At 74.1% G+C, this 26,648-nt stretch carries 32 protein-coding genes; 14 read left to right on the top strand and 18 right to left on the bottom strand.

Annotated features, from left to right (window positions below; translation table 11 throughout):
* Positions 1-48: 48 nt before the first annotated feature.
* Positions 49-699, bottom strand: coding sequence for a response regulator transcription factor (locus WCD74_RS16290; protein WP_337695910.1), 651 nt, complete (start codon positions 697-699; stop codon positions 49-51).
* A complete protein-coding gene (locus tag WCD74_RS16285) occupies positions 696-1,847 on the bottom strand; it encodes a sensor histidine kinase (RefSeq protein ID WP_337695909.1) in 1,152 nt (383 codons plus the stop codon). Before WCD74_RS16285 ends, WCD74_RS16290 begins: the two co-directional genes overlap by 4 nt.
* 177 nt (positions 1,848-2,024) lie before the next feature.
* Between WCD74_RS16285 and WCD74_RS16280 the strand changes: the two genes are divergently transcribed.
* The gene (locus WCD74_RS16280; RefSeq protein ID WP_337695908.1) at positions 2,025-2,711 is read left to right on the top strand and encodes a hypothetical protein; all 687 of its coding nucleotides are present in this window, start codon (positions 2,025-2,027) and stop codon (positions 2,709-2,711) included.
* An 80-nt stretch (positions 2,712-2,791) separates the two neighbouring features.
* On the opposite strand, the gene WCD74_RS16275 is transcribed toward WCD74_RS16280, so the two are convergent.
* The 3 genes from WCD74_RS16275 to WCD74_RS16265 all read right to left on the bottom strand — a co-directional run bounded on the left by WCD74_RS16275 (position 2,792) and on the right by WCD74_RS16265 (position 4,801).
* A complete protein-coding gene (locus tag WCD74_RS16275; RefSeq protein ID WP_337695907.1) occupies positions 2,792-3,193 on the bottom strand; it encodes a VOC family protein in 402 nt (133 codons plus the stop codon).
* A gap of 20 nt (positions 3,194-3,213) precedes the next feature.
* Positions 3,214-4,026: an enoyl-CoA hydratase gene (locus WCD74_RS16270; RefSeq protein WP_337695906.1), complete on the bottom strand. Its 813-nt coding sequence runs from the start codon at positions 4,024-4,026 to the stop codon at positions 3,214-3,216.
* A gap of 79 nt (positions 4,027-4,105) precedes the next feature.
* Positions 4,106-4,801, bottom strand: coding sequence for a DUF4383 domain-containing protein (locus WCD74_RS16265; RefSeq protein WP_337695905.1), 696 nt, complete (start codon positions 4,799-4,801; stop codon positions 4,106-4,108).
* 134 nt (positions 4,802-4,935) lie between these two features.
* On the opposite strand from WCD74_RS16265, the gene WCD74_RS16260 reads away from it, so the two are divergent.
* Genes WCD74_RS16260 through WCD74_RS16250 form a run of 3 tightly spaced genes read left to right on the top strand, consistent with a single transcriptional unit; the run spans position 4,936 to position 7,321 of the window.
* Complete coding sequence (locus WCD74_RS16260; RefSeq protein WP_337695904.1) at positions 4,936-5,856, top strand: acetaldehyde dehydrogenase (acetylating); 921 nt, start codon at positions 4,936-4,938, stop codon at positions 5,854-5,856.
* The gene (gene dmpG, locus WCD74_RS16255) at positions 5,853-6,887 is read left to right on the top strand and encodes a 4-hydroxy-2-oxovalerate aldolase (RefSeq protein WP_337695903.1); all 1,035 of its coding nucleotides are present in this window, start codon (positions 5,853-5,855) and stop codon (positions 6,885-6,887) included. The genes WCD74_RS16260 and dmpG overlap by 4 nt, the downstream gene beginning before the upstream one ends.
* Before the next feature lie 17 nt (positions 6,888-6,904).
* The gene (locus tag WCD74_RS16250; RefSeq protein ID WP_337695902.1) at positions 6,905-7,321 is read left to right on the top strand and encodes a tautomerase family protein; all 417 of its coding nucleotides are present in this window, start codon (positions 6,905-6,907) and stop codon (positions 7,319-7,321) included.
* A gap of 6 nt (positions 7,322-7,327) precedes the next feature.
* Here WCD74_RS16250 and WCD74_RS16245 read toward each other — a convergent pair whose 3' ends face one another.
* From WCD74_RS16245 to WCD74_RS16235, 3 genes are read right to left on the bottom strand one after another with little or no spacing between them, the layout of a single operon-like run.
* On the bottom strand, positions 7,328-8,032 hold the full coding sequence (locus tag WCD74_RS16245; protein ID WP_337695901.1) for a M24 family metallopeptidase: 705 nt from the start codon (positions 8,030-8,032) through the stop codon (positions 7,328-7,330).
* 14 nt (positions 8,033-8,046) lie between these two features.
* Entirely contained in the window at positions 8,047-8,808 is a 762-nt protein-coding gene (locus WCD74_RS16240; RefSeq protein WP_337695900.1) for an SDR family oxidoreductase, read from the bottom strand.
* A gap of 18 nt (positions 8,809-8,826) precedes the next feature.
* Entirely contained in the window at positions 8,827-9,678 is an 852-nt protein-coding gene (locus WCD74_RS16235) for a DUF1003 domain-containing protein (RefSeq protein WP_337695899.1), read from the bottom strand.
* Positions 9,679-9,867: 189 nt separating this feature from the next.
* On the opposite strand from WCD74_RS16235, the gene WCD74_RS16230 reads away from it, so the two are divergent.
* The 3 genes from WCD74_RS16230 (at position 9,868) to WCD74_RS16220 (ending at position 11,756) form a co-directional block, all read left to right on the top strand.
* Positions 9,868-10,170, top strand: coding sequence for an ArsR/SmtB family transcription factor (locus WCD74_RS16230; RefSeq protein ID WP_337695898.1), 303 nt, complete (start codon positions 9,868-9,870; stop codon positions 10,168-10,170).
* Positions 10,167-10,685, top strand: coding sequence for an SRPBCC domain-containing protein (locus tag WCD74_RS16225; RefSeq protein ID WP_337695897.1), 519 nt, complete (start codon positions 10,167-10,169; stop codon positions 10,683-10,685). Before WCD74_RS16230 ends, WCD74_RS16225 begins: the two co-directional genes overlap by 4 nt.
* A gap of 177 nt (positions 10,686-10,862) precedes the next feature.
* Complete coding sequence (locus WCD74_RS16220) at positions 10,863-11,756, top strand: serine protein kinase RIO (RefSeq protein ID WP_337695896.1); 894 nt, start codon at positions 10,863-10,865, stop codon at positions 11,754-11,756.
* On the opposite strand, the gene WCD74_RS16215 is transcribed toward WCD74_RS16220, so the two are convergent.
* Positions 11,753-12,493: an SDR family NAD(P)-dependent oxidoreductase gene (locus WCD74_RS16215; RefSeq protein ID WP_337695895.1), complete on the bottom strand. Its 741-nt coding sequence runs from the start codon at positions 12,491-12,493 to the stop codon at positions 11,753-11,755. The two genes, WCD74_RS16220 and WCD74_RS16215, sit on opposite strands and share 4 nt — an antisense overlap.
* Positions 12,490-13,131, bottom strand: coding sequence for an HAD family hydrolase (locus WCD74_RS16210; RefSeq protein WP_337695894.1), 642 nt, complete (start codon positions 13,129-13,131; stop codon positions 12,490-12,492). Before WCD74_RS16210 ends, WCD74_RS16215 begins: the two co-directional genes overlap by 4 nt.
* A gap of 147 nt (positions 13,132-13,278) precedes the next feature.
* On the opposite strand from WCD74_RS16210, the gene WCD74_RS16205 reads away from it, so the two are divergent.
* The 3 genes from WCD74_RS16205 (at position 13,279) to WCD74_RS16195 (ending at position 17,552) form a co-directional block, all read left to right on the top strand.
* On the top strand, positions 13,279-15,069 hold the full coding sequence (locus tag WCD74_RS16205; RefSeq protein WP_337695893.1) for a PEP-utilizing enzyme: 1,791 nt from the start codon (positions 13,279-13,281) through the stop codon (positions 15,067-15,069).
* The gene (locus tag WCD74_RS16200) at positions 15,066-16,217 is read left to right on the top strand and encodes a PEP/pyruvate-binding domain-containing protein (RefSeq protein ID WP_337695892.1); all 1,152 of its coding nucleotides are present in this window, start codon (positions 15,066-15,068) and stop codon (positions 16,215-16,217) included. The genes WCD74_RS16205 and WCD74_RS16200 overlap by 4 nt, the downstream gene beginning before the upstream one ends.
* A gap of 141 nt (positions 16,218-16,358) precedes the next feature.
* Positions 16,359-17,552: a L,D-transpeptidase gene (locus tag WCD74_RS16195; RefSeq protein WP_337695891.1), complete on the top strand. Its 1,194-nt coding sequence runs from the start codon at positions 16,359-16,361 to the stop codon at positions 17,550-17,552.
* On the opposite strand, the gene WCD74_RS16190 is transcribed toward WCD74_RS16195, so the two are convergent.
* Positions 17,549-18,472, bottom strand: a complete 924-nt coding sequence (locus WCD74_RS16190; protein ID WP_337695890.1) for an NADP-dependent oxidoreductase — start codon at positions 18,470-18,472, stop codon at positions 17,549-17,551. The two genes, WCD74_RS16195 and WCD74_RS16190, sit on opposite strands and share 4 nt — an antisense overlap.
* Positions 18,473-18,524: 52 nt before the next feature.
* Between WCD74_RS16190 and WCD74_RS16185 the strand changes: the two genes are divergently transcribed.
* The 4 genes from WCD74_RS16185 to WCD74_RS16170 all read left to right on the top strand — a co-directional run bounded on the left by WCD74_RS16185 (position 18,525) and on the right by WCD74_RS16170 (position 21,637).
* A complete protein-coding gene (locus WCD74_RS16185; RefSeq protein WP_337696010.1) occupies positions 18,525-19,451 on the top strand; it encodes a cytochrome c oxidase assembly protein in 927 nt (308 codons plus the stop codon).
* Between the two features lie 152 nt (positions 19,452-19,603).
* Complete coding sequence (locus WCD74_RS16180; protein WP_337695889.1) at positions 19,604-20,965, top strand: Rieske 2Fe-2S domain-containing protein; 1,362 nt, start codon at positions 19,604-19,606, stop codon at positions 20,963-20,965.
* Complete coding sequence (locus WCD74_RS16175; protein ID WP_337695888.1) at positions 20,962-21,177, top strand: hypothetical protein; 216 nt, start codon at positions 20,962-20,964, stop codon at positions 21,175-21,177. The genes WCD74_RS16180 and WCD74_RS16175 overlap by 4 nt, the downstream gene beginning before the upstream one ends.
* 16 nt (positions 21,178-21,193) lie before the next feature.
* Positions 21,194-21,637 (top strand): universal stress protein, encoded by a 444-nt coding sequence (locus WCD74_RS16170; protein WP_337695887.1) that lies wholly within the window; start codon positions 21,194-21,196, stop codon positions 21,635-21,637.
* Between the two features lies 1 nt (position 21,638).
* On the opposite strand, the gene WCD74_RS16165 is transcribed toward WCD74_RS16170, so the two are convergent.
* The 7 genes from WCD74_RS16165 to WCD74_RS16135 all read right to left on the bottom strand — a co-directional run bounded on the left by WCD74_RS16165 (position 21,639) and on the right by WCD74_RS16135 (position 26,647).
* Positions 21,639-22,412: an endonuclease/exonuclease/phosphatase family protein gene (locus tag WCD74_RS16165; RefSeq protein WP_337695886.1), complete on the bottom strand. Its 774-nt coding sequence runs from the start codon at positions 22,410-22,412 to the stop codon at positions 21,639-21,641.
* 58 nt (positions 22,413-22,470) lie between these two features.
* The gene (locus WCD74_RS16160; RefSeq protein WP_337695885.1) at positions 22,471-23,658 is read right to left on the bottom strand and encodes a cytochrome P450; all 1,188 of its coding nucleotides are present in this window, start codon (positions 23,656-23,658) and stop codon (positions 22,471-22,473) included.
* 65 nt (positions 23,659-23,723) lie between these two features.
* The gene (locus tag WCD74_RS16155) at positions 23,724-24,083 is read right to left on the bottom strand and encodes a Rieske (2Fe-2S) protein (RefSeq protein WP_337695884.1); all 360 of its coding nucleotides are present in this window, start codon (positions 24,081-24,083) and stop codon (positions 23,724-23,726) included.
* A gap of 8 nt (positions 24,084-24,091) precedes the next feature.
* Positions 24,092-24,295: a 2-hydroxymuconate tautomerase gene (thmT, locus tag WCD74_RS16150; RefSeq protein WP_286055050.1), complete on the bottom strand. Its 204-nt coding sequence runs from the start codon at positions 24,293-24,295 to the stop codon at positions 24,092-24,094.
* Between the two features lie 9 nt (positions 24,296-24,304).
* Positions 24,305-25,063 (bottom strand): 2-keto-4-pentenoate hydratase, encoded by a 759-nt coding sequence (locus WCD74_RS16145; protein ID WP_337695883.1) that lies wholly within the window; start codon positions 25,061-25,063, stop codon positions 24,305-24,307.
* Complete coding sequence (locus WCD74_RS16140) at positions 25,060-25,857, bottom strand: 2-keto-4-pentenoate hydratase (RefSeq protein WP_337695882.1); 798 nt, start codon at positions 25,855-25,857, stop codon at positions 25,060-25,062. Before WCD74_RS16140 ends, WCD74_RS16145 begins: the two co-directional genes overlap by 4 nt.
* On the bottom strand, positions 25,844-26,647 hold the full coding sequence (locus WCD74_RS16135; RefSeq protein ID WP_337695881.1) for an IclR family transcriptional regulator: 804 nt from the start codon (positions 26,645-26,647) through the stop codon (positions 25,844-25,846). Before WCD74_RS16135 ends, WCD74_RS16140 begins: the two co-directional genes overlap by 14 nt.
* Between the last annotated feature and the right edge of the window lies 1 nt (position 26,648).

Genomic DNA, 26,648 nt, shown 5'->3' with positions numbered 1-26,648 from the left:
AAGTCACTTTGTAGGACCGGGGATCGCCACATCAGGACATCACAGCCCTCATGTCCCGACGACGCCGTGCTCCCAGGCCCAGGCGATCAGACGCGGCCGGTCGGGCTGGGCGAGCTTGTCCAGGATCCGTCCCAGGTGGGTCTTCACGGTCGTCTCCCCCAGGTGCAGCCGGACCGCGACCTCGGAGTTCGACAGGCCCCGCGCGACCAGGCCGAGGACCTCGGACTCGCGGGGCGTCAACGCGTCCAGGACGGCCGGCCGGGCCGGACGGGAGGCCGTCCGACCGTAGGCGGCCACCACCCCGGGGACGACGTCGGGGTCGAGCGCCCCCTGCCCGGCCGCCACCCGACGGACGGCCTCCAGCAGCTGCTCCGGCGGCGCCGTCTTGAGCAGGAACCCGGCGACCCCGGCGCGCAGGGCCGCGTCGACGGTGGCGTGGTCGTCGAAGGTGGTGAGCACCAGCACGCGGGCCGGGCACCCGGCCTCGGCCAGGGCGCGGGCGGCGCCGATGCCGTCGAGGCCGGGCATGCGGACGTCCATCACGACGACGGCGGCCCCGGTCCGGCGGGCGGCGTCCACCGCGCCCCGGCCGTCCGCCGCCTCGGCGAGGACCTCGAGGTCGTCCTCGCCGTCGAGCAGCATCCGCAGGCCCATCCGGACGAGGGCCTCGTCGTCCGCGACCACCACCCCGGTGCTCACGACGCCACCGCGGCCGACGTCGCGAGCGGCAGGACCACGCGGACCCGGAACCCGCCGTCGGGACGGGGGCCGGCCTCCAGCGTGCCGCCGGCGAGCAGGGCCCGCTCCCGGAGGTTGAGCAGCCCGTGCCCGCCGTCGCCCGGGGCGCCGCCGACCCCCTCGTCGAGCACCTCCACCACGACGCGGGCGCCCTCCCAGCCCACCCGGACCTCGGCGTGGTCGGTCCCGGCGTGGCGCAGCACGTTCGTGAGGGCCTCCGCGACGATCCGGTGGGCCGAGGTGTCGGTGGTCGGCGGGAGGCGGCCGGGCTCGCCGTCGACCCGCACGTCGACCGCGAGGCCGGCCCGGGCGAGGCGCTCGACGAGGTCCTCGAGGTGGTGCAGGGACGGCGCGGGGACCAGCACGTCGTCGTCAGGGTCCTCCCGCAGGACCCCCACCACCCGGCGCAGTTCGTCGACCGACCCGCGGCCCAGGTCCTCGACGGCGCGCAGTGCGGTGACCTCCGGGGCGTCCGGCTCGCCGCGCTCAAGCCGCCGGCGCACCACGCCCACCTGCAGCGTCATCACCGACACCGAGTGCGCGACGGCGTCGTGGAGCTCCCGGGAGATCCGGGAGCGCTCCTCGACCAGGGCCAGGCGGGTCGAGCGTTCCCGTTCGGCCGCGAGCTCGTCGGCCAGCCGGGCCAGCTCGGTGCTGCGCCGGCTCTCACGGCGCAGCAGCCACCCGAGCGCCCAGGCCCCGCCCATCGTGGCGCCGAAGAAGATCAGCTCGAACCAGGGCGCGCCGGAGAGCATCGACCCGGTCGCGCCGCCCACGGCGACCACGGCGGCGCCGGGACCGCTGACGCGCAGGGGCAGCCGCCGTCCGCCCTGGGCGACCAGCACCAGCATCGTGATCAGCGCGATCCCGCCGACGCCCGGATGGTCCGGGGCCGCGAGGGCCTGGAGCGGGAAGGTGGCCGCGGCCGCCACCAGGCCCACCCACGGCAGGAACGGGGCCAGCAGCGCGCCCGCGGCGAGCGCCAGCGTCGGCACCCAGTAGAGAGCCGCGTCCACGTCCCGGTAGACGGTCGCCTCGGCCGCGGAGCCGCCCGCGACGGCCGCCGCGGCCAGGAGGCCGACGACGGTCCGCGCGAGGGCCGGGTGCACGCGCCGCAGGGTAGGGCGCGGGCCCTCGCCGGGGGTCCTCCTGCGGGACGACCCCGAGTGGACCCCGGGACGAACAGCTCGGGCCGTGAACACGATCCGTGACGATACGCCGGAGCCTACGGTTCTCGTATCGCTCGAACAGCCGAGCGAGAACCCACCGAGCCACGAGGAGACATCATGACCACGCTCGACGCCCCCACCGCGACGATCACCACCGCCCCGGCCGCCGCACCCCGCCGCAGTCTCCTGACCAGCGCCGGAGGTATCGCGCTCATCGTCTCGCCGCTGCTGCTCGCGGCCGGGATGGCGACCATCCCGCCCGGGGAGGACGGCACCACCGCCGGCTACGTCGCCTCGCTCGCCGCCACGCCGTGGCTGACCGCCCTGTCCGCGGGCCTGCTGCACTACTCGTGGGTGTTCTACGCCCTCGGGTTGCTCGCGGTGCCGGCGCTGGTCCGGGGGACGCGGGGCCGGGGCGTCGTCAGCGTCGTCGCGGTGGCCATGTCCTTCTGCGCCATCCAGATCTCGGGCCTGCTGCTCGGGGACTGGTACGCCATGGCGATCGGACGCGCGGTGCCCGCCGACCAGGCCGCCACGATCTTCGAGTCGGCGACGACCGACCTGTGGACGAGCACCTGGCTCTTCTCGGGCAAGCTCGTGGGCTTCGCCGGCGCCGCGCTCGTCGTGACCGCCCTGGCCTGGGCCCGGTCGGTCAGCTGGTGGCTGCTGGCGCTGCCCGTCCTCGGGACCGCCTCGATGGTGGTGCTCCCGGCCCTCGTGGGGAACGCCGGGCTCGCGGTGGGCACGGTGATCACCTTCGGGCCGCTGTTCGTGATCGGCGCGAAGCTGGTGTCGCAGCGCTGAGGCCCCCGAACCGCACGAGCGGGCCGTTCGCCACGGAAGATCGTGACGAACGGCCCGCTCGTGGTGTGCCGGGTGGTGTCTCAGGTGCCCGGGGCGATGAAGAACTCGAGGGCGATGCCGTCCGGGTCGCGGAACGAGATGCCCGAGCCGTAGTGGGCCTGCTTGATCCCGCCGTGCTGCACGCCCAGCTCGTCCAGGCGCCTGCCCCACTGCTCGAGGGCGGCCGAGTCGGGCAGCGCGAACCCGACGTGGTCGAGCCCCGTGCGGTGCGCGTCGAAGGTGTCCTTCGACTCGCGACCCTGGTGGGTGTGCAGGCCGAACAGCATCCCGCCGTCGAGGGCGAAGACGGTGTGGTGGAACTCGCCGCCCTCCTCGTCCTCGTCCAGGACCGGGTCGGCCCCGAAGAGGCGGCTGTACCACTCCGTGGAGCGCTGCAGGTCGGACACGGTGACGGCCACGTGCTGCAGGCCGGGGAACGACATCGACGGGCTCCTCTGCTCGACTACCGGTGCTGCCAGACGGGCTGGCGCTTCGCGAGGAAGGCGGACATGCCCTCCTGCGCATCACAGGTCATGGCGTTGGTCGCCATGACCTCGCTCATCTCGGCGTACGCCTCGTCCTCGGAGAGGTCGATCTGCCGGTAGAACGCCTCCTTGCCGATGCGCAGCGTCGCGGCGCTGGCGTCGGCCACCTGCCCGGCGAGCTCGGCCACGCGGGCGTCGAGCTGCTCGGCCGGGACCGCCTCGTTGACCAGGCCCCAGTCAACGGCGGTCGCCGCGTCGATCGTCCGGCCGGTCAGCAGCAGCTGCATGGCGCGCTTGCGTCCGATCGCCCGGCTCACCGCGACCATCGGGGTCGAGCAGAACAGCCCGATCTTCACGCCCGGCGTCCCGAAGACGGCGCCCTCGGCGGCCACGGCGAGGTCCGCGGTGGCCACGAGCTGGCAACCGGCGGCGACGGCCATGCCCTGGACGGCCGCGATCACCGGCTGCGGCACCTCGTGGACCGCCCGCATCATCTCGGTGCAGACGGCGAAGACCTCGCGCTCCTCGTCCAGGGTGCGGTCGACCATCTCGGAGAGGTCGTGGCCCGCGGAGAACGCGGGGCCCTCGGCGGCGAGGACGATCGCGCGCACGCCGTCGGCCGCGGAGACCTCCCGCAGGCCGGCGGTCACCGCGCGCATCGTCGCGACCGAGAGGGGGTTGCGACGGCGGGCGGCGGTGAGGACGACCCGGCCGGTCGTCCCGTCCACCTCCACCCGCACGGTGTCGGCGGTGTCTGCGGTGTCGTTGGCGTTCGTCACCGGTGCGGCCATGACCCATGGTCTAGCAGCCATGCCTTCCCGACGACACCTCGACGGGGGCCGGGACCGTGATCCCCTCCGTCCGCAGGGGTCAGCTCATCGCGGATCCGTGCCGGTCGGCGCCGGCCGTGCCCGCCATCCAGGCCTCGCGACGCTCCTCGTGCGTGCGGAGGTGGTCGATCTCGGCGAGCCGGCGCCGCTGCTCGTCGGTGGCCGTGCCGTGCCCGACGGCACGCGACGCCTCGGCCATCTCCCGGTCGGCGGCCTGCTCGCGGCGGTTGTGGGGGCGCGACGGCAGCGACGCCTCCGGGTCGTCCGAGCGCTCGTCGTCGTGCGGCTCGCGGTAGGGATTGTCGTCCGGGAGCTTCGCCGAGACCCGGCCGTAGCTGCCCAGGATCAGCAGGACGAGCCCGGCGCCGATCGAGAAGAAGACGTTGGGCAGCCGGAAGGCCAGCAGGTTGTACGGCGTGGCCATGATCGCGAGGTTCGCGAACGCGGAGACCAGGAAGAGGGCGCCGACGACCATCATCACCGTCGAGGACAGCTTGCCCCCGCGCGCGGCCGCCACCAGCAGCACGACCGCCGTCACGATCGAGATCGTCGAGAGCAGGCCGTTCGAGGACAGTCCGAGGACCGGCGAGCCCTGGGTGTCGAAGAAGTCGAGGCCGCCGACGAAGCCGAGGACGCCGAAGGTCGCGATGCCGAGGGCGACCACCACCGCCCCGACACGGTGGACGACGACGACCCGGTGGTCGGGTGTGAGATCGGAGCGGTCGAGGTCGGTCATGAGGGTCCCCCTGGGCCGGGATGGCGGGCCGATAGGACGGGATTGCCGCTGCGCGTGACCTCAACCACCCACCTTTGCGCACCCGGGAACGGGACGGTTCTGCACCACCGCCGGTCCGTGCCACGGTCGCGGGCATGAGCGACACGGTGCCCGCGGCCATCGTCGGTCCGGGCAACATCGGGACCGACCTGCTGGCCAAGCTCGCCCGCGTGCCCTCCATCGAGGTGACCGCGATGGTCGGGGTCGTGGAGTCGCCGGGCCTGGACCGGGCGCGCGCGGCGGGGATCGCGGCGTCGGCGGAGGGCGTCGACTGGCTACTCGCGCAGGACCCGCTCCCCCGCATCGTCTTCGAGGCGACCTCGGCGACGGCGCACGTGGCGAACGCGCCCCGGTACGAGGCGGCCGGGATCCGGGCCGTGGACCTCACGCCCGCCCACCTCGGGCCCATGGTCTGCCCGGCCGTCAACATGCCGGACCACCTCGACGCACCCGACGTCAACATGATCACCTGCGGCGGGCAGGCGACGATCCCCGTCGTCGCGGCCGTCTCGCAGGTCGTCGACGTGCCGTACGCCGAGATCGTGGCCTCCGCCGCCTCCCGGTCGGCCGGCCCCGGCACGCGCGCCAACATCGACGAGTTCACGCAGACCACCGCGCGCGCCGTCGAGGAGGTCGGCGGCGCCGCGCGCGGCAAGGCGATCATCATCCTCAACCCGGTCGAGCCGCCGATGATCATGCGGGACACGGTCTTCTGCGCGATCCCCGGCGAGCGCTACGACGACGCCACCACGAGCGCGATCTCCGCCTCGGTGCACGCGATGGTCGCGCGCGTCCAGGAGTACGTCCCGGGCTACACGCTGCGGGCCGACCCGCAGTTCGACCCACCCCGCCCGGACTGGGGCGGCGCCGGCCGCGTGGCGGTGTTCCTCGAGGTGCGGGGCGCAGGCGACTTCCTGCCCGAGTACGCCGGCAACCTCGACATCATGACGGCGGCCGCGGCCCGGGTCGGCGAGCTCATCGCCCACGACCTGCTCACGGCGGGAGTGGCCGCGTGAGCCGCCCGGAGATCCGCCACGACGTCCGGATCACCGACACCACCCTGCGCGACGGCTCGCACGCGCAGGCCCACCAGTTCACCGAGGCGCAGGTCCGGGACACCGTCCGGGCGCTCGACCGGGCGGGCGTCGAGGTCGTCGAGGTCTCGCACGGCGACGGGATCGGCGGCTCCAGCTTCAACTACGGCTTCTCGCACACCGACGAGCTGCGCCTGATCGCCGCGGCGCGCGAGGAGGCCCGGACCGCCCGCATCGCCGTGCTGCTCGTGCCCGGGATCGGCACGGTCGACGACCTGCGCCGTGCCCACGACGCGGGCGCGGAGGTCGTCCGCGTGGCCACCCACTGCACCGAGGCCGACGTCAGCCCGCAGCACTTCGGGGTGGCGCGGGAGCTGGGCATGGAGACCGTCGGGTTCCTCATGATGGCCCACCGCACGCCGCCGGAGGACCTCGCGAAGCAGGCCCGGATCATGGTCGACGCCGGGTGCCAGTGCCCGTACGTCACCGACTCGGCCGGAGCGCTGCTCATGCACGAGGCCCGGGCCCGCTTCGAGGCCCTCGTGGCCGAGGTCGGCGACGAGGCGTGGGTCGGCTACCACGGCCACCAGAACCTGTCCTTCGGCGTCGCGAACTCCGTGATCGCCGCCGAGGTCGGCGTGAAGGAGATCGACGGCTCGCTCTGCGCCCTCGGTGCCGGCTCGGGCAACTCCCCCACCGAGGTGCTCGCCGCGGTCTTCGACCGGCTCGGGGTCTCCACCGGGCTCGACGTCATGGCCCTGCTCGACGCCGCCGAGGACGTCGTCCGGCCCTACCTGCACCGCTGGCCGAAGATGGACCGCAACGCGATCGTCCAGGGCTGGGCCGGGGTCTACTCGTCGTTCCTGCTGCACGCCGAGCACGCGGCGGAGCGCTACAAGGTCCCGACGCACGAGATTCTGCGGCGCTGCGGCGAGCTCGGCCTCGTCGGCGGCCAGGAGGACATGATCATCGACGTGGCGCTGGAGCTCGCCCGGGCCCGCGAGCAGGGCTGAGGAGGTACGTTCGGCGCATGCCCGTCGTCGAGATCCACCTGGTGGAGGGCGACCACGACGACCGCCGCGTCGAGGACCTGCTCCGGCGGGTCAGCGAGCGCTACGCGGCGGTCCTGGAATCGCCGATCGAGCGCGTCCGGGCCTTCGTGACGATGCACGCCCCGCAGCACTGGATGACCGGCGGCGTCACCGCGGCGGTGGACGGCGACCCGGCCCCGTACTTCGCCGCGGCCGTCCTCGAGGGGCGCCCGGTCGAGCAACGGCACCGGCTGCTCGCCGAGCTCACCGACGTGATCTGCGAGGTCCTCGGCGCCACCCGCTCGCGGGTGCGCGGGCGGGTCGTCCAGGTGCCCCCGGACGACTGGTCGATCGGCGGGGTGCCCGCCGCGACCCGTCGTCGGGAGGAGATCGTGGCGCGGTCCTCGCGGCTGTAGCTCCGGTCAGTCCCGGCGCAGCGAGAGCAGCTGCTCGGTGAAGCCGCCGTACCCGCGGTCGCGGTCGACGAGGTGGACCTCGAGGATCCAGTGGCAGCGCCGCCCGGCGACGTCGACCGCGGAGTGCATCGGGACGTCGTTGCCGGTGGTGATGTAGCTGTTCCGGCGCTCGGGGTCGATGTGGTCATGCGGGAACTCGCCGACGAGGTGCCCGCTGTGCGGACCGCCGAAGGCCCAGCCGTACTGCTCGGCGAGCGTGCACATGTGCGCGTAGAGCTGCTCACCGGTGATGTCGGGTGTGGCCTCGAAGTACTCCCGGCCGGCCCGCCACACGCTGTCCAGGTCGGCCGCGAGGCGGTGCTTGTACGGGTCGTCGCCGAGGACGAACGTGCGTCCGACGTCGGCCTCCCACTCCGCGAAGACGGGCCCGAGGTCGACGAACACGATGTCGTCCGCGGCGATCTGCCGGTCCGGCGGGTTCTCCTTGTACGGCGCCAGCGTGTTCTCGCCCGAGCGGACGACCCGCTTGTGCCAGTGCCGCGACGTCCCGAACATCTCGGCCCCGAGGTCGCGCACCTCGCGACTCACCTGGGACTCCCAGGCCCCCGGAGCGATGAGCCCGCGCCGGCCGATCTCGGCGAACAGCTCCTCGGCACGCTCCTCGGCGCGGACGAGCTCCTGGGCCCTGGTGTCCTCGTCGAGCGCCGTCACCCCGCCGACCCTACCTACAGCGACGGCACCTGCCCGCCGTCGCAGCGCGTCGCCGTCCCGGTGACGTAGGACGCGGCGGCGCTGCACAGGAAGGCGGCGACGGCGCCGAACTCGGCGGGCTCGCCGAAGCGCCCCGCAGGGACGGCGGAGACGACCCGGGCCTCCGCCTCCGCGACCGTGACGCCGTTCCGCTCGGCGGTGGCGGCGGCGACCGCGGTCATCCGCGGGGTCGCGATCGAGCCGGGCAGCAGCATGTTGACCGTGATCCCGTCCGCGGCCACCTCGCCCGCGAGCGTCTTGAGGTAGCCACCGAGCGCCGCGCGGCCGATGTTCGACAGCGCGAGGCCGGGGATCGGCGCCACCACGCCGCTCGACCCGACGGCGAGGATCCGGCCCCACCCGCGCCGGCGCATGCCCGGCAGCACGAGCGACACCAGCCGCTGCTGGGCCAGCAGCAGCGGGACGAGGGCCTCGGTGATCCGGGCGGTGTCGACCTCGGTCGCCACGCTCGGCGGCGGGCCGCCGCTGTTGAGCACCAGGACGTCGACCTCGCCGGCCGCCGCGACCAGCTGCTCCGGGGCCCCGTCGGCGGTGAGGTCCACCCCGACGCCGAGCGCGTCCGGCAGCTCGGCCGCGATCGCCTCGGCCCGGTCGGTGCGACGGCCGCTCACCACGACCCGTGCGCCCTCCGCCGCCAGCGCCCGCGCGGTCGCCTCGCCGAGCCCGGAGGTCGACGCACACACCAGGGCGGTCCGGCCGCCGAGTCCGAGGTCCATGGCGGCATCCTCGCGCGCTCAGCGCCGCGGCGAGACCCCGGCGTCGTCGTGGGCCCGTGGCGCCGGCGCCCCCGCCCCGTCGTCGGGCAGCGCCGCGACCAGCGACATGATCAGCTCGTCCTGGGCGACGAGGTGCTGGCGCAGGTGCCGGCACTGCTGGAGCACGACCGCGGTGTGGTTCGCCGTCTCCACCACGCGCCGGTCCTGGGCCTCGCCCAGCACGTCCTGCCCGACCATGATCACGAACATCAGCACCAGCTGGGCGAGCGAGGAGCAGAACAGCAGGAAGGGGAACGGGTAGGGGTCCGGGAGCACCCCGACCAGGGCGAGTCCCATCCACCCGAGGACGACCACGGCGGTCACGACGACGGCCGCGGTCGAGCCGAGCGCCTGCACCAGCACGGCGGCGATGCGCCGGCTCCGCGTCGACTCCGCCGGCGCCACCGCCTGCGGCGGGGCGATCATGATCGGCGCGGTGTCGCACGGGTCGAGCCGGTCGTGCGGGTCCGCGGCCCGGTTGAGCATCCGGGCCTGCGCGTCGATGTGCTCCTGCAGGCGGTGGCACTCGCCGAGGATCGCCTGGGCGTCGTCGTAGGTCTGCTGCGACCGCCGCTCGCCCGCCGCGGACAGCGTCCGCTGGCCGACCAGGATCACGAAGATCAGCAGCAGCTGGACGACGTTCCCGACGAACAGCAGCACGGGGTACGGGTACGGGTCGAACCCGAGCACCCCCCGCGCGCCCAGCACCATCCAGACCACCGACAGCCCGACCGTCAGGTACACGGTGAGCATCGAGCTCAGCCGCCGCGTCAGCCACGCCGCCACCCGGTCGCCCGTCGTCCCGAGCTCCGGATCCGTCACCCTCGCCACGCCCTCGTCCCCCGCCCGCGCCGGTCCGCCGTCCCACCCCCGGGCCCGGCCGTCCGGGAGGTGCTGTCTCGATCCAGAGACGTCCGCTGGACGCCCGCCCACCCTGCCCGGTTCCGAGGTTGCGCCGATCGAGGGGGGCGAGCCGACACATCCCTGGACAAGCATATGTCGTCGCGGGAATATAGGACGGTGACGACCACGTGGACCGCACTCGCCGACCCGACCCGGCGCGCGATCCTCGACCTGCTGCGCGAACGTCCGCACGCCGTCGGGGAGCTCGTCGAGCGCCTCGACCTCGCCCAGCCGGCGGCGTCGAAGCACCTGGCCACGCTCCGGCGGGCCGGACTGGTGCGGGCCCGGGTCGACGCCCGGCGCCGCGTCTACTCCCTGGATTCGCGCCCGATCCTCGAGCTGGAGTCCTGGCTCGCCCCGTACCGCGCGCTGTGGTCGCACGCGCTCGACCGCCTCGACGACCACCTGGAGGACCGATGACGACCGGCACCTACCTCGAGATCGACTCCCGCCCCGCCCTGCGCTGGGTCCGCGAGTACCCCGACACCGTCGAGCGCGTGTGGGCGGCGATCAGCGACCCCACCGAGCTCACCGCCTGGTTCCCGGCCCGCGTCTCCTTCCCGGACGACGGGGTCCCGCAGGAGGGTCGGCCGGTCACCTTCTCCTTCACCGAGGACGGCGACGGCGGGACGGGCACGGTGCTGGCCGCCGACCCGCCGTCCCGGCTGGTCTTCACGTGGGAGGGCGACGAGCTGCGCTTCGAGGTGACGCCGCTGAAGGCCGGGACGCGGCTGACCTTCACGACGGTCATCGCCGAGCCCGACACCGCCGCGCGCACCGCCGCCGGCTGGGAGGTCTGCCTGGAGGCGCTCGACGGTGCGCTGTCCGGTGTCACCGCAGAGGCGCCCTCGAGCAGCCCGACGCCGGCGTGGAAGCGGCACTTCGACGACTACGTCGCGGCCGGTGTCCCGTGGGGGGCGCCGATCCCGGACTGAGGAATCCGCTCGCGCGCCCGACGTCGGGTGTGCGTGGATGGGACCCGTCGCGCGGCACGTCGCCGCTCGGCGGAGTCGAGGAGTGCCTGTGCTGACCGTCGCCCGGCCCGGGGCGCGCCCCTGCGCGCCCGGCCGCTGTCGCACCCGCACCCCGCGCTGAGGAGTCCCCGGCGTGGGGTGACCTCCTCACGTCCCCGGAGTTCCTCCCGTGCGCGAACGCATCCCCGTCGCCGTCGTCGGTTCGACGACGACGAACCCCTGCCCACCCGACGCCGGGCCGAGGTCGAGCCGGACGGCCCGCCCACCGGCGACCGCTGGTCCACCTGGGCCGGCGCCGCCCACGGGCCCGAGCCGCACCCGGCCTGGCTCGTCGTCGCCGAGGGCGCCGTCGACACCGAGCTCGGCGTCCTCAAGACCGGCAAGGAGGCCGACGTCCACCTGCTCGAACGGGCCGTCCCGTACGGACCGTCGTGCCTGCTCGCCGCCAAGCGCTACCGGTCCGCCGAGCACCGCGCGTTCCACCGGGACGCGGCCTACCTCGAGGGACGGCGGGTCCGCCGCTCGCGCGAGACCCGGGCCATGGCGAGCCGCACCGCGTTCGGCCGCGACCTGCTCGCCGGGCAGTGGGCCGCCGCGGAGTTCGCGGCCCTCGGCTCGCTGCACACCGCCGGGGTGCCGGTGCCCTACCCCGTGCAGTACGACGGGACCGAGGTGCTCCTGGAGTTCCTGGGCACGCCGGACGGGACGGCGGCCCCGCGCCTGGCCGCGTGCCGCCCCGGACCCGGACGACTCCGCGACTGGTGGGAGCAGCTCACGACCGCGCTGGTCGGGCTCGCCCGGCTCGGCTGGACCCACGGCGACCTGTCCCCGTACAACGTCCTCGTCGACGACGACCGTCTCGTCCTGATCGACCTGCCGCAGGTGGTCGACCTCGTCGGGAACCCGCACGGGCACGACGTGCTCGTGCGCGACGTCCGCCGGATCGGCGAGTGGTTCGTCGCGCGGGGCGCCGGGGTCGACCCGGAGGCGCTGTTCCACCGCCTGGTCGACGAGGCCGGGCTGGTGCCCTAGAAGAGACCTCGCCGGGCGCCGACGTCCAGGGCCAGCGTGGAGCCGGTCAGGGCGTCGGCCTCCGGGTCGAGCAGGGTGGCGACGGCCCACGCCACCTGGGCCGGCGTGACGAGCGCGCCGAGCGGCGAGTCGGCCCGGCGCTCGTCGAGGATCACGTCCACGTCGACGCCGCGGGAGTCGGCCCGCGCCTGCGAGAGGCGGCGCAGGCGGTCGGTGTCGGCCGGGCCGGGGGCGACGAGGTGGGCGGTGACGCCGTCCGGGCCGTGGTGGTCGGCGAGCTGGCGGACGAGGTTGGCCAGCGCCGCGTTCGTGACGCCGGCCGCGCAGGTGTGCGGGGACGGCTCGCTGCCGTAGTGGCCGCCGAGGGCGACCAGGCGGGACCCCGCCCGCAGGCGGTGCTCCACGGCCCGGACCAGGCGCAGCATCCCGCCGACCTTGAGGGCCACCGCCGACCCGAGCGCCGTCGGGTCGATGGTGGGCAGCGGTCCGGCGGCGGGAAGTCCGGCGGCCTGCACCACCATGCGCACGGGGCCATCCAGCGCGTCGACGGCGTCGCGGACAGCCGATGACGAGTCGTCGGAGCCGATGTCGGCGGCGCACGGGACCGTTCCCGACGCCGGGTCGGGAGGCGTCCGCGCGACGGCCACCACCGTGAGGCCGGCGCGGGTCAGCCGCTCCGCGATCGCGGAGCCCAGCGCCCCGGAGGCGCCGACGACGACGGCGGTGCCGCCGCTCATGCTGCGGCCCGCAGGGCGAGGAGGTCGCGGGCCCGGGCGACGGCCGCCCCCGGGTCGCGGAGGTCGACCTCGACGGTGACGAGGCCCGCGGCGCGCGCGCCCGTGCAGTTGCCGGGGATGTCGTCGAGGAACACGACCTCGTCGGCGGGGAGGCCGAGGACGTCGAGGGCGTTCGCGTAGGCGCGGGGGTCCGGCTTGAGCACGCCGGTGACCGAGCCGTCGACGACCGTGTCGAAGCGGCCGAGGACGGGGTGGCGGGTGAGGTCCGCGTCGCCGTGGAAGGCGGCCAGGTCGTTGGTGAGGGCGGCGACGACCAGGCCGGCCGCGTGGGCGTCGTCCATGAGCGCGATGACGACGGGGCGGAAGGGCTCGTCGTCGTCGTAGAGCGCGTCCATCAGCTCCGGGACCGACCCGCCGCCGCCCGCGAGCACCCCGTACTCGGCGGCACGGGCGGCCCAGTAGGCGCGCTCGGTGCCGCGGCCGGCGAGGACGTCGTCCCACGCGGGATCGATGCGCGGCCCGACGACGCCCCGGACCTCGGTGAAGGTCGGCGGCGCGTCCAGGAGGGCCATCCGCTCGTGGGCGGAGGTGAGCAGGACGCCGCCGATGTCGAGCAGGAGCGCGCGAGGAGTGCTCATCGGCCGAACGCTAGGCCCCCTCCGGACGAGCAGGGACCCTCCCGTTCGCCCGGACGCAACGTTCGCTCCCCGGGAACGTGTTGCTTGCGTCACTCCCACGGTTGGATGACCGTCGGCTCGATCTCACCGCCGAGGAGGGTCCAGAAGATGGCCAACGTCGTCCCCGTCGACGCCTGGAGCACGGGCGAGTGGTACCCGGGGTACAAGCCCGAGTTCTTCGACATGCCCTGGATCGTGGACCCGGCCGGCCCGTTCCGGCCGGGCGACGAGAACGCCTTCTGGTTCCTGGACTTCCACTGGTCGCGCGGCCTGACCCCGCTCGGCGCGACGCTCTGGAGCGGGGACGGGTACTGCTGGGGCACCCAGCACGCGGCCGAGTCGCTGCCGCTGCCGCCGGGACGCGGCGTGAGCGCCCGCTTCGCCGGCACCCACCTCTACGGCAGCGCCCTCCCCGAGACCGACCCCGCGCAGATCGAGGCCCGGGCCGGGCGCATCGCCACCAACCTCCCGCACTTCCTGCAGAACTACCGCAGCATCTGGGAGGGCGGGCGCGACGAGCTGGAGAACACCTGGTCGCAGTTCCGCGCGGTCGACTTCACGCAGGTCAGCGGCGACGACCTGCCGAACCTGCTGGTCAAGGCCCGCCGCTACCACAAGCGGTCGATGGAGATCCACTTCGGCGTCATGTACCCGATGCTCGCCAACTTCCTCGGCTTCTACGGCGCCTGCGCGGACATGGGCATCAACCCGAACGAGATCGGCAAGTTCCTCCAGGGCGAGAACACCAAGATCATGGAGACCGACCGGCTGCTCTACGCCCTGGCGATGAAGGCGCGGGCGGCGGGCCTGGAGCCGGTCTTCGAGGCGCACCAGGGGTCGCAGCTGCGGGCGGCGCTGGGGCGCCACGGCGGGGCCGCCTCGACGTGGCTCACCGAGTTCGACGACTTCCTGCAGGTCTACGGCTGGCGCGCCGAGGCGACGTGCGACGTCGGCGTGCCGGCGTGGATCGAGGACAACACCATCCCGCTCGACCTCGTGAAGACGTTCCTGCAGCGCGGCGACGCCCACGACTTCGAGGCCGCCGCCCGCAACGCGTGGACCGAGCGCGAGGAGGCGATCGAGAACGCCCGGGCCGGCCTCACCCGCGAGGAGCAGGCCGTGTTCGACGCCGGCCTCGCCTCCAACCAGGAGGCCAACTTCCCCTGGTGGCAGGACGACCACAACTACTACATCGACCTCAAGGTCATGCTCCCGCTGCGGTGGGGCTGCCAGGAGCTCGCGAGCCGGGTGAAGGCCGACCGGTCCGACGACCTGCTCTACCTGTTCTGGCCGGAGCTGATCGACGTCGCGACCGGGGAGAAGCCCTACGACGCCGGGCTGCGCGGCCTGGTGGACGCCCGCCGCGAGTACTTCGACGAGTGGCACGGGCGGCGCGGGGAGATGCCGAAGGTGCTCGGGACGATCCCGGAGAACGTCGAGGACCCGATCCTCATCGAGATCTTCGGGCTGAACCCGCACTCGATCCGTGCCGTGCAGGACCCGGAGGCGGCCGTCCAGACGGTGATGTCGGGCGTGCCCGCGGCCAAGGGCACCGCCCGCGGGATCGCGCGGGTCCTGCAGTCCTCCGACGAGCTGCACCGCCTCGAGCCCGGCGCGATCCTCGTCTGCGAGTCGACCTCGCCGAACTGGACACCCGCGTTCGGCAAGATCGCCGGCTGCGCCTGCGACGGCGGCGGGATGCTCTCGCACGCCGCGATCGTCGGCCGGGAGTACGGCGTGCCGACCGTGACCGCGATCGGCGTCGCGACCCTCTCGATCGCGGACGGCGACGAGATCGAGGTGGACGGGTCCAGCGGCACCGTGACGGTGCTGCGGCGCGCGGCCGAGGTGGCGGCGTCCGCCCCGGTCGCCGAGCGGACGGAGGAGGTCACCGCATGACGGTGGTGTCGGGGAACGCGGCGGGGGACGACGCGGCCGTCGGCGGGTCCGCGGAGCCGGAGCGGCACAGCTGCGCGGCGATCGCATGGCTGGACGAGGTGGATCCCGCCGCGGCGGTCGCCTGCGGCGGCGCCAAGATGGGCCGCCTCGCCGAGCTGCTCGCCGCGGGGGTCCTGGTGCCCCAGGGGTTCGCGGTGACGGTCGAGGCCTACTCGCGGCACTGCCGGGAGTCCGGGCTGGACGGCCGGATCGACACGGTGCTCGGCGCTCTCGGCCCCGATCCCGACGACGGCGCGGTCGAGGCGGCGTCGGCGGAGATCCGGGAGATGTTCGCCGCGACGCCGATCTCCGAGGCCCTGACGGTACGGCTCACGGAGGCCTACGAGGAGCTGTGCCTGCGCTGCGTCGACGTCAACGTGCCGGTGGCGGTGCGGTCGTCGGCCACCGGGGAGGACGCGGCCGACGCCTCGTTCGCCGGGATCTTCGACACCTACCTCGGGGTCTCCGGGATCGAGCGGGTGCTCGACTCGGTCCGACGCTGCTGGGGGTCGCTGTTCACCGCCCGCGCGCTCGCCTACCGGCTGCGGCGCGGGATCAGCCACCACGACATGCCGATCGCGGTCGGGGTCATCGAACTCATCCACGCCCGCTCGTCCGGCGTGGCGTTCTCGGTGCACCCCGTGACCGGCAAGCGGGACCGCATCGTCATCGAGACCAGCTGGGGCTGGGGCGAGGCGATCGTGCAGGGCCTGGTCGACCCCGACCACGTCGAGGTCGGCAAGGCCGACGGCCGGGTGCTCCGGCACGACGTGGCGCACAAGAAGGTGGTCAGCGCGTTCGACTTCGCCGTGGGCGCGGTGACCGAGGTCGAGATGCCGGCCAAGCTCGCCGACCGGCAGGTCCTCGACGACGAGCAAATCGCCGCGATCAGTGCCGCGGTGGTGGCGATCGAGGAGCACTACGGGCACCCGGTCGACGTGGAGTGGGTGATCGGCCGCCACCGCCGGGCGGGCGACCCGGTGTGCATCGTGCAGACCCGGCCCGTCACCACCGTGGAGCCCGCGGTCTCCGTCGCCCCGGCCTACGACCCGGTCGCCCTCGCCCAGAAGTACCTGTTCTCGGGAAAGCCGATCCCGGGACGGTCGTAGGCCGTGACGTCGGTCCCCCGCGAGCCACACGGAGACTGTCGGTCCCCCGGTGCACGATGGGGGGAACCGGGATGGCGGTGAGGCGTCCCCGGGAGTGCAGCGCCCCTGGCGGGGGGCGCGGGACGTGACGGGGGTTCTGGCATGGCACTCGGGCGCACGGTGCTCGGAGTGATGGTGGCGTTCGCGGTGGCGTTGGCCGCGATCACGGTGTGGGGCACGGTGGAGCGGGCGTCCGGGGCGCCCGCCACGGCGTCGGCGGAGCAGGGATCGGACACGGAGGCCGCGCCGCCGGCGCAGGTCTCCCTGAGTCCGGGGAACGGGACGGCCGGGGTGGCTCCGGCCGCACCGGCCGTGGTGAAGGTCGCGCAGGGCCGGCTGACCGACGTGGCGCTGGTCGCCCCGGACGGCGTCGCGGTGGCGGGCCGCCCGACGCCCGACGGCTGGGAGTCCACGGCGACGCTGGCCTACGGCACCACCTACACCTGGAAGGGCCTGGTCGTGGACGGGGCCGGGAACCCGACGCGGCTGAGCGGGTCGTTCAGCACGGTCACCCCCCAGCGGGAGATCGGGGCGAGCATCAACATCCGCGACGACGCGACCGTGGGCGTGGCCGCGCCCGTCGTCGTGCAGTTCGACGGCGAGGTGGCCGACAAGGCCGCGGCCCAGCGGGCGCTGCAGGTGCGCACCTCGGTGCCCACCGAGGGGTCGTGGGCGTGGCTGCCCGACACCGCGGACGGCTCGCGGGCGCACTGGCGGCCCAAGGAGTACTGGAAGCCGGGCACGCAGGTCGACGTGGCCGCGAACATGGTCGGGGTCGCCACCGGCGACGGCGCCTGGGGCTCGGAGAACGTCACCTCGCACTTCACGATCGGTCGCTCGCAGATCGTCAAGGCGGACGTCAACTCGTTCCAGATGGTCGTGGTGCGCGACGGGCAGACCGTGATGACGGTCCCGGCGAGCTACGGGCTGGGCTCCGACCCCAACCGCAACACCACCAACGGCGTCCACGTGGTCATGAGCAAGGAGGCCAACAAGCTCATGACCAACCCCGAGTACGGCTACTTCAACGTGCCGGAGAAGTGGGCGGTCCGGATCTCCAACAACGGCGAGTTCATCCACGCGAACCCGCAGTCGACCAGCGCCCAGGGCAACGAGAACGTGACCCACGGGTGCGTCAACCTGTCGCTGACCGACGCCGAGGCCTACTTCAACACGGCGATGTTCGGCGACCCGGTGGAGGTCACGGGCAGCCCGGTTCCGATGCCGCGCACGGACATCTACGACTGGTCGCTGACCTGGCAGGAGTGGCAGTCGATGTCCGCCCTCCCGACCTAGGTGTCCGAGGCGGACGAGGGGATCGTCAGGACCACCTTGCCGGTCGCGTGGCCGCCCTCGACGAGCGCGAGGGCGGCCTGCGCGTCGTCGAGCGGGCGGACGTCGGTGACGTGCGGGTCCAGCGAGCCGTCCGCGACCAGGGCGGCCAGCCGGTCCAGCACGGCCGCGCTGCGGTCGCGGACGATCTGCTGCCCGCCGAGCTCGACGGACAGGCCGTAGTCGGCCACGGAGATCAGCTTCGTGGGGTCGGTGAGCAGGGTCGCGACGCTGCGCAGCGGGTCGGCGCCGACGAGGTCGAACACGCCGTCGACGCCGTCGGGCGCGACCTCGCGGAGCCGGTCGAGCACGCCGTCGCCGTACGCGACCGGTGTCGCCCCGAAGCCGGCGAGCAGCGCGTGCTTGCCCGGGCTCGCCGTCGTCACCACTCGCAGGCCGCGCGCCACCGCGAGCTGGATGATCGGGATGCCGACGCCCCCGCCCCCGCCGTTGACCAGCAGCAGGCTCCCGGGCGGCAGGTCGAGCTGGTTCAGCGCGTCCCACGCGGTGCCGGCGGCGACCGGGAGCGCGGCCGCTTCCTCCGGGGACACGCCGTTCGGCCGGTGGGCGGCGAAGCCTGCGGTGACCCGGGCGCGCCGGGCCCAGCCGCCCTGCATGTCCGGGCAGCCGCCGAAGACCTCGTCGTCGACCGCGAACCCGGTCACGTCGGAGCCCAGAGCGAGCACCGTGCCCGCGACCTCGCGGCCCAGGACCGCGGGACCGACGGCGCCGTAGGACCCGTCGCGGACCTTCCAGTCCCCCGGGTTCACGCCCGCGGCACGCACCGCGACGAGCAGCTCACCCGGCCCGGGGGTCGGCTCGTCGACCTCCAGGAACGCCTGCTGCTCCGGACCACCCACCGCGACGAACCCGTAGCCACGCACGGGGCCGCATCCTGCTCCGGCCGTCGGGCGGGCGCACCATGGAGTCGTGGAGATGCCGATGGGGCAGCCCGGCCCGGCCTGGGCGGACGTGTTCACCACGTGGTCGCCGGCCTGGGGCGTGAACGTCGTCCTGCTGGTGCTGGTGGTGCTGTACCTGGGTGCCGCGCGCCGGCACGGGGCGTGGCCGGTCCGGCGGACGGTCTCGTTCCTCGCGGCGATCGCCTCGGCCGTGGTCACCTGGAACTCGGGGATCGCGGTGTTCGGGCACGCGGCCTTCGCGGTCCACATGGTCATGCACCTGATGCTGATCATGGTGGTCCCGGCGTTCTGGGTGGCCGCGCACCCGCTCGAGCTGCTGCGGGCATGCCTTCCGGACCGCGCCGGAGCGCGGTTCGACGCCGTGCTGGACTCGCGGGCGTCGCGGGCCCTGTTCTTCCCGGGCACCGTGCTCGTGGTCTACGCCCTCGTCGTCGTCCTTACCCACCTGACGGGGTTCATGGAGGCGATGGCGTCGTCGATGGCGCTGCACTACTCCGAGCAGGCGCTGTACCTGGTCGCGGGCGTGCTGTTCTTCCACGTCGCGATCGGCGTGGACCTGCTCCCGAACCGGCCGGCGTACTTCGTGCGCTACGTGCTGATGGCGGTCGCGATGGGGGTCGACACGCTCGTCGGCGTGGTGCTCATGCAGGCGCCGGCCACGATGTTCCCGTCCTACGACCTGGAGGGCGTGCACCTCGGCGGCGCGCTGATGTGGGTCGGCGGCGACGGGCTGATGATGGTGATCATGGTCCTGCTGGGCCGCCTGTGGGTGTCGGACTCGTCGGCGAAGGTCGACTTCGGGCCGTGGCTGGAGTCCGCCCGCCGCGATGCGTTCGCCGAGCACACCGGATCGGCCGGGGCCGCCGACCTGGACGACGACGACGAGGCGCTGGCCGCGTACAACCGCATGCTCACCCGCCTGGACCGCGGGGAGCGCTGAGCCGACCGACCCGCGAGTGCGACACAGCGCAGGTTCCGGGGCCCGCGAACCTGCGCCACGTCGCACTCACCGCTGTCCCGGAGTGCGGCACAGCGCGCTTCCTCGGTCATCGGTCGGGCTCCTACCGTCGGGGCGCCACCACCACGAGCCGCATGGAGGCCGCCGTGCTGACCGCCGAGCAGAACGACGAACTCACCGCCGTCGAGGCCGGGACCCGGATGGGCGAGGTCCTCCGCCGCTACTGGTACCCGGTCGCGTTCACCCGCGAGATGGCGGAGTTCCCGGTCAAGCGGGTGGAGCTGCTCGGGGAGTTCTTCGCGCTGTGGCGGTCCCCGAGCGGGCGCTACGGGATCATCCCCGAGCCCTGCCCGCACCGGAAGGCCTCGATGGCCTACGGCGTCGTCGAGGGCGACGGACTGCGCTGCCCGTACCACGGGTGGAAGTTCGACCCCGAGGGCGCGTGCGTCGACCAGCCGGCCGAGAAGGACAACACGAACTTCCAGGGCCGCGTCCGGGCGACGGCGGGGAAGGTCGAGGAGCTCGGCGGCCTGGTGTGGGCCTACGTCGGGCCCGACCCGGCGCCGCTGCTCCCCCGCTTCGACGTGTACGTGATGGACGGCTTCCGCGACATCGGCTGGGCGGACGTGCCGTGCAACTACGTGCAGATCATGGAGAACGCGGTCGACCCGCACCACGTCGAGCACCTGCACGGGCGCTACTTCGAGTTCATCGGCTCGCACGAGGGCTTCACGGCGCCGGCGTCGTTCGGCAAGCGCCACCAGCGGATCGGGTTCGACGCCTTCGAGTACGGGATCATCAAGCGCCGGATCCTCTCGGGTGCGAGCGAGGACAACGACGACTGGAAGGTCGGCCACCCGCTGGTCTTCCCGTACAACATGCGGGTCGGTGGCGGCGGCATCCACCAGATGCAGCTGCGGGTGCCGATCAACCGGACGACCACCCGCTTCATGCTCTACACCGTGCACGCGCCGGAGGGCTACGAGGCGCTCGAGCAGCCGACGATCCCGGACTACGAGATCCCCGTGTTCGACGAGCGCGGGCGGCACGTCGTCAACTACGTCGAGGGCCAGGACATCATGGCCTGGGCGACGCAGGGGCCGATCACCGACCGCACCACCGAGCACCTCGGGCGCTCCGACATCGGGGTCTCGATGCTGCGCAAGATGTTCAAGCAGCAGATGGCCGCCGTCGAGCACGGCGAGGACCCGCTGGGGACGGTCCGCGAACCGCACGAGCGCATCGACCTGCCGTGCGAGAAGGACAAGTTCCACGCCGGGGGTGCGCAGTTCGCGCTGGACTTCTGCGACATGGGCTCGACGCGCTTCTCGCCGATGCTCGACACGATCCGCAAGGTGCACCTCTCGGCGGCCGAGCAGGTCGGCAAGGACCGGGCCGCCGGGCGGGAGTCGTCCACCCCCGTGGGCGGCATCGGCACCGCCACGCTCGAGCCGGGCACGGACGCCCAGGTCGACTCCGGGCTCGTCCCGCGGTGACGGCCCCCGACCGGCGGTTCGTCGCCGACGCCGACGCCCACCGGCGCGACCAGCCCCGGCACTGCCCGGGCTGCGCCGGCTCCCTGGAGCTGACCAGCGAGTTCTGGGAGGGCGACGAGCGGCGGTTCTACTGCTGGTGCGCCGCCTGCGGCTGGACCGGGGAGATCACACCGACGGGCGGCACCGCGACGGGGCACGAGCCCGAGCACTGAGGTGCAGGATGGGCCCGTGGGCGAGTTCGAGTACGGCACCGACGGGCCGAAGCTGATCCTGGCGGCGGTCGACGGGTCGCCGACCTCGCTGCACGCCGGCGCCTACGCGGTCGGGCTCGCGCGGCGCCAGCACTCCGAGCTCGTCGTCATCACGGTGACGACGACGCCCGCCCTGTCCGGGCTGTCCGCGGACGCGGTCACCGTCCTCGCCGAGTCCGCGCAGGCCCTCGCGAGCGACCTCCACGAGCAGGCCAAGGAGTACCTGCGGCTGCTCGAGATGTCCGCGCGCCTGATGACCGTGCACGGCGACCCGTACGTCGAGATCGTCCGCGCCGCCGACGACCTGCGCGCGGACGCCGTCGTCGTCGGGACGTCGATGAAAGCCGGCCACCGGTTCGTCGGGTCGCTGGCCGGGCGGCTGATCAAGGCCGGGAAGTGGCCGGTGACCGTCGTCCCGTGAGTCAGGCCAGCTCGACGACCAGCGCGCGGTGGTCCGACAGCGGTGCGGCCACGGTCTGCCCGTGCACGACGGCGGGAGCCGGTCGCGCGGGGTCGTCGCGCAGGAGGACGTGGTCCAGCTGGACCCGCGGGTCGTCGGCGGGGAAGGTCGGTTCCCGCACCAACGACCGCCACCCGGGCAGCACCAGCGGCGGCACCGGCCCGGGGAGGTTCAGGTCGCCCAGCACCACGACCGGCCCCGGTGCGTCGCGCAGGGCGTGCGCGAGCCGGAGGAGCTGCACGACGTTGAACCCGGGCGCGAAGGACAGGTGCGTGGCGACGACGGTGCCCACCGGTCCCGGCCCGGCGAGCACCGCGGCGAGCGCCACCCGCGGCTCGTCGCGCACCAGCGCGGGCCGGCGCTGGTCGACCAGCAGCGGCAGCCGGGCGGGCGAGGTGCCCAGCGGGATCCGCCGCCACTGCACGACGGGGACCCGGCTGACCAGGCCCACCCCGTAGGACGGCGTGGCCTCGCCGTCCTCCTCCCCCGCCTCGCGCCACCGCGAGCCGGGCGTGCCGACCAGGGCCGGGAGGAAGCGGGCGTCGGCGGCGTCGAGGGCCCGGGCCACCAGCGCGGTCTGGTCCACGTGCCCGGACCGGACCTGCCCGCGGTCGACCTCCTGCAGGCCCAGGACGTCGGCGTCGAGCGCGATGACCGCGTCGGTCAGCCGCTCCGGGTCGACGATGCCGTCGGCCGGGGAGCGGCCGTGCAGGAGGTTGAACGTCGCCAGCCGCACGCCCGCACCCTGCCCTACGGGCGCCGGACCGGCATCACGGGCCGCCGGGGTGGCGTGCTCACCACGTGAGCGGCAGGCTCCGCATGCCGTAGATGAAGGTGCCCTCGCGGAATTCGGCCCGGGCGACGTCCGTCGTGGTGGCCAGGGTCGGGAAGCGACGCAGCAGGGCCGGGAACGCCGTCGCCATCTCCATGCGGGCCAGCGGCGCCCCGAGGCAGTGGTGCACCCCGTGCCCGAACGCGACGTGCGGGGCGGCGGCGCGCCCGACGTCGAGGTGGTCCGGGTCCTCGGCGAGGGCCCGGTCGCGGTCGGCCGACGCGAGCTGCACCAGGACCATCTCGCCCGCGGCCAGCGGCTGGCCGGCGACCTCGGTGTCGGTGACGACCGCCCGGGGCACCGCGGCGTGCACGATCGACAGGAACCGCATCAGCTCCTCAACGGCGGGCGCGACGGCGTCCGGGTCGTCGCGCACGAGCGCGGCCTGCTCGGGGTGGCGCAGCAGGGCGAGGGTGCCGAGCGCGAGCATGTTCGCGGTCGTCTCGTGGCCCGCGATCAGCAGCAGGGTGGCGATGCCGACGAGCTCGTCGTGGGTGAGGTCGTCGCCGTGCTCGCGGACGAGCATGCCCAGCAGGTCGTCGCCGGGGTCGGCCTTCGCCCGGTCCACGAGCGCGCTCATGTACGCGCGGGACTCCACCGCGACCCGCCCACGGTCCTCCATCGGCAGCGTCAGGTCGATCTGCTGCGAGGCGCGGCGCTGGAAGTCGTCCCGGTCGTCGTACGGGACCCCGAGCAGCTCGCAGATGACCAGGCTCGGGACCGGCAGCGCGAAGTCGGTCACGAGGTCCGACGGCGGCCCGGCGGCCTCCATGGCGTCGAGGTGCTCGGTGACGATCTCCTCGACGCGCGGCTGCAGGCGCCGGATCCGCTTGACGGTGAACTCGCCGGTCAGCAGCCGGCGCAGGCGGGTGTGGTCCGGCGGGTCGAGCGCGAGCAGCTGGCCCGCGCGCATCTGCTCCTCGTCGATCCCGGGCATCGGCACGGCCGGGACCCGGGCGTTGGAGAAGCGGGTCGCGTCACCCAGCACCTCCCGGGCGTCCTCGTAGCGGGTGACGAGCCAGGCCTCGCGCCCGAGCGAGTCGTGCACCCGCTCCAGGCCGGGTCGGTCGCGCAGGGCGCTGATCCCCGACGGCGGGTCGAACTGGTCGCGTTCGACGTGGAGCGGGAGCTCGTGGGCCTCGACGGACACGGTGGTGACTCCTCAGGACGACGGCACCACCGACCGTAACACCGCAAGCGGAAGTGTGCTCTCGGTTAGCCGTCCCCCCGGGCGTGGGCGCGGAGCCGCTCGGACCACGACAGGGCGGGCGCGGGCTCCCCCACGTCGGCGCACCACCGCCCGTCGCGCTCCACCACCGGGTACACGCCGAGCTCGTGCCGGTCGGTGGTGCGGCACTCGCCGGTCTCCAGGTCGAAGCGGTACCAGTGCCACGGGCAGCGCACCTCGCCGTCGCGCACGCGGCCCTCGATCAGCGGACCGCCCCGGTGCGGGCAGCCGGCATCGGTCACCCGCACCGCCCCGTCGTCGTGAACGAAGACCGCGAACTCCCGACCGTCCGGGCTCCCGATCGTCCAGGCGGACCGGCCGTCCGGGTCGCCCAGCGGGACGAGCACGACGCCTCCTACCGCCGGCCGGAGGCCCGCAGCTCGGCCAGCGACTCCCCGCCGACGAACCAGTGCTCGGGCTCGCACTCGGTCACGACGACCCGGACGTTGCCGGCCGGGGCGCCCACGGCCTCGGACACCGCGGCGGTGACCTTCTCCCCCAGCGCCGCGAGCTGCTCGGGGGTCCGCCCGCGGGCGAGAGTGATCTGGACGAGGGGCACGTTCTCCTCCTAGGACACAGCCATCTCGACGGTGCCGAGCCGGTCGACCGACACCGTCACCACGTCCCCGGGCACCACCGGGGTGGCGGCCGTGAGGCCACCGGAGAGCACGACGTCGCCGGCCCGCAGTCCCTCGCCGGACGCGGCGAGGCGGCGCACCAGCCACGCGACCGCGGCAGCCGGGTGGCCGAGCGAGGCCGCGCCGCTCGCCGTGGCCTCGACCTCGCCGTTCTTCTCCAGCACCACGCCGACCAGCCGCGCGTCGATCCCCGCCGGCGGCACCGGCGTCCCCACGACGTAGCGCGCCGCCGAGGTGTTGTCGGCGACCACGTCGGCCATCGTGAAGCGGTAGTCGCGGAAGCGGGAGTCGAGCACCTCGATGCCGACCGCGAGCCCCGACGTCGCCGACAGGACGTCCACCGCGGTGGCGTGCGCACCGTGCAGGTCCCGCCCCAGCACGAACACGATCTCCGGCTCGGCCCGCGGCTGGATCAGGTCGCCGGCGACCAGGGGCTCGCCGAGGTCGAGCGCCCCCGTGGCCGGGAGGAACCCGCACACCGGGGCCGACACGCCGACCTGCGCCTGCTTCGCCCGAGACGTCACCCCGAGCTTCCACCCCGCGATCGCGCCGGCCTGCTCGCGCAGCACGCGCTGGACGGCGTAGCCCGCCTCGAGGTCCAGGTCGGGGTACTCGTCGGTGAGCGGGTCGATCGCGGTGCGCTCCGCGATCGCCTTCGAGAGCCGGGCCGCCAGTTCCTCGTGATTCACGGTGCCACCTTGATGCTGATCGGACCCAGCCGGTCGAACTCCGCCCGGTACACCTCGCCCGCCGCCATCGGGACCGCCGCGTGCAGCGCCCCCGTCATGACCAGGTGTCCCGGTTCGAGCGCCACGCCGTGCTCGCCGAGGACGTTCGCCAGCCACGCCACGACCGCCAGCGGGTCGCCGAGCGCGGCCGCGCCGGCGCCGGTGTCGAGCAGCTGGCCGTTGCGCGTCAGCGTCATCCCGACCAGGCGCGTGTCGAGACCCGCGAGCGGCACCAGCCGCGACGACACCGCGACCGCCCCGTTGGAGGCGAGGTCGGCGACCGTGTCCGCGAGCTTGATCCGCCAGTCCGCGATGCGGGAGTCGACGATCTCCATCGCCGCCGCGGCACCCGCCACCGCCCGCGCCGCGTCGGTGGGCCCGACGCCCGGGCCCGCGAGCCGCTCCCCCATCACGAAGACGATCTCGGCCTCGACCTTGGGCGCGATGAAGTCACCGAGCGAGAGGGTGTCGCCGTCGCGGTAGACCGTCGAGGCGAGCACGGGCCCGTGGTCGGGCGCGTCGACGCCGACCATCCGCTGCATGGCCTTCGAGGTGAGGCCGACCTTGTACCCGACGATGCGGTCGCCCTCGTCGAGCAGCATCGGGACCAGCTCACGCTGGATGGCGTAGCCGTCGGCCATCCCGAGGGACGGGTCGTCGTCGGTGAACGGCGGGATCGGGGTCCGCGTGCGCCGCGCCTCGTAGAGCGCGCGGGCCCTGCTTCGGGGACTGGCGGCCGGGTCAGACACGGGCATGCAGGGACTCCCCGATCCTTCCCGACGACAGGTTCTCCGGGTTCCACCCCAGCCGGCGCGACACGGCCTCGCCCGCCTCGACCACGCACCGGACCAGGTGCTCGCGCGGGATCGCGTGGAAGCGGGTGGCCGGGGCACCGACGCTGATCGCGGCGACCACCTCGCCGCCCGGGCCGTGGACGGGGGCGGCCAGCGAGGCGACGCCGATCTCGCGTTCGTCGACCGCCTCGGCCCACCCGCGCCGTCGGACCCGGTCGAGCTCCGCGCGAACGTCGTCCGGCGCGACGAGGGTGTGCGGGGTGAGGGCGCGGAAGCCCGCGGCGACGATCGCCTCACGGCGGGACTCGGGCATCGCGGCGAGCAGGACCTTGCCGGAGCTGGTGCAGTGCAGCGGCACCCGCCGACCGGTCTCGTGGAACAGGCGCAGCGAGTGCGTGCTCTCGAGCCGGTCGACGTAGACCACCTCGTCGCCGTCGAGCACCCCGACCTGCGAGGACTCCCCGGTCTGCGCGCGCAGCTCCACCAGCACCGGGCCCGCGGCGCCGTGCAGGTCCAGGTGAGCACGCACCGCCTCGCCGAGCTCGAACATCACCATGCCGAGCCGGTAGGAGCCGTTCGGGTCGCGCGTGACGAGGCCCTCGGCGGCGAGGGTGGCCAGCAGCCGGTGCACCGCGGACTTGCCCAGCCCCAGGCGGCGCGCGAGCTCCGAGGGCCCGAGCGACTCCTCGCGGGACAGGAACGCCTTCAGCAGGCGCGCGGCGTTGGTCACCGACTGCAGGGTCGCGTCCACG

Source organism: Actinomycetospora aurantiaca (genome assembly GCF_037401875.1).
Lineage (GTDB): Bacteria > Actinomycetota > Actinomycetes > Mycobacteriales > Pseudonocardiaceae > Actinomycetospora > Actinomycetospora aurantiaca.
The sequence above is the reverse complement of the archived record's forward strand: the minus strand, read 5'-3'. Positions and strand labels throughout refer to the sequence as shown.